The organism is Streptomyces sp. NPDC054847 (assembly GCF_053610925.1).
The window spans coordinates 1-2,279 of the sequence record NZ_JBSGZJ010000695.1 but is presented as its reverse complement, the minus strand read 5'-3'; the positions used below and the strand labels follow the sequence as shown (position 1 = coordinate 2,279).

The window sequence follows — 2,279 nt, the reverse complement described above, 5'->3', positions numbered from 1 at the left end:
GCGCGAGTAATACAGCCCTGTTCGCCCTGACCGCCGGAGGCGCGGCATGGCGGCACCGACAGGGCCCACGAGGGACGTGACGGCGTCCAGCGCAGAGGCACTGCCGCCCGGCGCCGTCGTCGCCCGGTCGAGAGGCGGCCCCGCGTGGAGGTCGCGGAGGCACCAGGCCGCGATGGTGCTCGCCGGCGTCAGGACGCGTGAGGTGGCTGCAGCCCCTGGAGGAGGACGGCGATCAGGCGTCGGGGGTCGTAGCGGGGGTCGTCGTCGCGTCCGATGCACAGGTTGCCGATGCCGCGCATCAGCTCGTACGGCTGCAAGCCGGGCCTGATGTCGCCGGCCTCCACCGCGGCGTCGAGCAGTTGGGCGCAGACAGGCAGCAGGCGGTCGAGGAAGTAGGCGTGCAGAGCGGCGAAGCGGTCGCTGTCGGACTGCAGGGCGTCGGCGAGGCCGTGCTTGGTGACCAGGAAGTCGACGAAGAGGTCGATCCATTCGCTCAGCGCGTCGAACGGGGAGTCGGCGCCGGCCAGCAGGTGCGGGCCGGCCTCGGCGCAGGCCTCGATCTGGTGGCGGTAGACGGCGGTGACGAGATCCGCCCGGGTCGGGAAGTGGCGGTAGATCGTGGCCATCCCGACGCCCGCCCGGGCCGCGATCTGGCGGATCGGCGCGTCGACGCCGGAGGTCACGAACACCTCGGCGGCGGCCGCGAGCACCGTCTCCCGGTTGCGCTGCGCGTCGGCCCGCTTGCCTCGGGACGGCGCCTCCCCGGCAGGGCTGTCGGTGGCCATCACGTAGTCCTTCCATACCGATTGACAAAACGGAGCAGTGCTCCGAATACTAAATGGAGCAGTGTTCCGTTTCAGGTTAGCCGAAACGGGACGCTCCTGACCGCCCTGCCCGCCACCGCCCGCAGGAGACCGGCACCGGCAGGCGCCACCGAAAGGGAAACCCACATCGTGAGCACCTCCACCACCAGCACCGACACCACGAGCACGCCCGCCCCGGTCCTGTCCTACAGCCCCGTGGTCCTCACCGTGCCCGGACGCCCCGTGGACCTCCACGTACGCGTCTCCGCACCCGCGACCGGAACCGGCCTCCCCGTCCTCCTCCTCTCCCACGGCCACGGCCCCTCGCACCACCTCTCGTCCCTCAACGGCTACGCACCGCTCGCCAACTTCTGGGCCGCCCACGGATTCACCGTCATCCAGCCCACCCACCTCACCTCCCGGACACTGAGCCACCTGGTCGCCGACGCACCCGGCGCACCCGACTTCTGGCGCTCCCGCGCCGAGGACATGACCCACATCCTCGACCGGCTCGACACGATCGAACGCACCGTGCCGCAGCTCGCCGGACGGATCGACCCCACCAAGGTCGCCCTCGCCGGACACTCGCTCGGCGGCTTCACCGCCGCCCTCCTCCTCGGCGCCGGACTCGCCGACCCCGACACCGGGAACGTGGTGCACCTCCTCGAACCCCGCATCAAGGCAGGCGTACTGCTCGCCGCGCCCGGCAGAGGCGGCGAAGCCCTCAACGGGCCCATGGCCGAGCAGTGGCCGATCATCGGAGCAGTCGACTTCTCCACCATGACCACACCCGCGCTGGTCGTCGCCGGCGACAAGGACGACTCCCGGCACTTCACCGACATGGGGCCGCAGTGGCACGCCGACCCCTACACCCTCGCCCCCGGCCCCAAGACCCTGCTCACCCTGTTCGACGCGGAGCACGGACTCGGCGGGATCGCCGGATACGACGCCGCCGAGACCACGGACGAGAACCCCGAGCGAGTCGCCGCCCTCGCCCGTCTCACCGCGGCCTACCTCCACACCCGGCTCCACCCCGACGCCCCCACGTGGCACACCGCGTGCGAGGCACTGACGGCCGGCCCCGACCCGGTAGGACGAGTCGAATCCAAGTAAGCCCCCAAGAAGGCACCCTCCCGGCGACTCCTCGGAAAAACTTACGGGCCGCTGTCGATCCGGCCACCTCCCGTTCGACGCCTTGATGGAGAGCGCATTGCCGTACGAGGGATGCGCGGGAATCTGATGAGGAAAAACATGGATCAGCTACTGAGAGTGATGAACTTCAACGTCTCAAGTGACGGCATCGGTGCCGGTGAGCACCAGAGCCTCGAGAGCCCGTTCGGCCACGCCCATCCCGAGAAACTGTTCGCCTGGGCCGGTGCCACGGCGAGCTGGCCCATGCGTACCGACCCCGGAGGGAGCCGCGGCCTCGACGACTACTTCACGCGAGACTTCGCACGCAACATCGGCGCCGAGATC

At 70.2% G+C, this 2,279-nt stretch carries 2 protein-coding genes and 1 pseudogene; 2 read left to right on the top strand and 1 reads right to left on the bottom strand.

The features are described from left to right. Window positions 1–188: 188 nt before the first annotated feature. Entirely contained in the window at window positions 189–785 is a 597-nt protein-coding gene (locus ACWGH4_RS34350; protein WP_441267101.1) for an SbtR family transcriptional regulator, read from the bottom strand. A gap of 168 nt (window positions 786–953) precedes the next feature. On the opposite strand from ACWGH4_RS34350, the gene ACWGH4_RS34345 reads away from it, so the two are divergent. After that, window positions 954–1,916: an alpha/beta hydrolase family protein gene (locus ACWGH4_RS34345; RefSeq protein WP_453467732.1), complete on the top strand. Its 963-nt coding sequence runs from the start codon at window positions 954–956 to the stop codon at window positions 1,914–1,916. Window positions 1,917–2,054: 138 nt separating this feature from the next. After that, window positions 2,055–2,279, top strand: a pseudogene (locus ACWGH4_RS34340) (dihydrofolate reductase family protein); the annotation flags it as partial.

What these genes read in the sequence shown, in the direction of transcription:
- ACWGH4_RS34350 (WP_441267101.1), bottom strand. Translation starts at nt 785, where the DNA reads ATGGCCACCGACAGCCCTGCCGGGGAGGCGCCGTCCCGAGGCAAGCGG.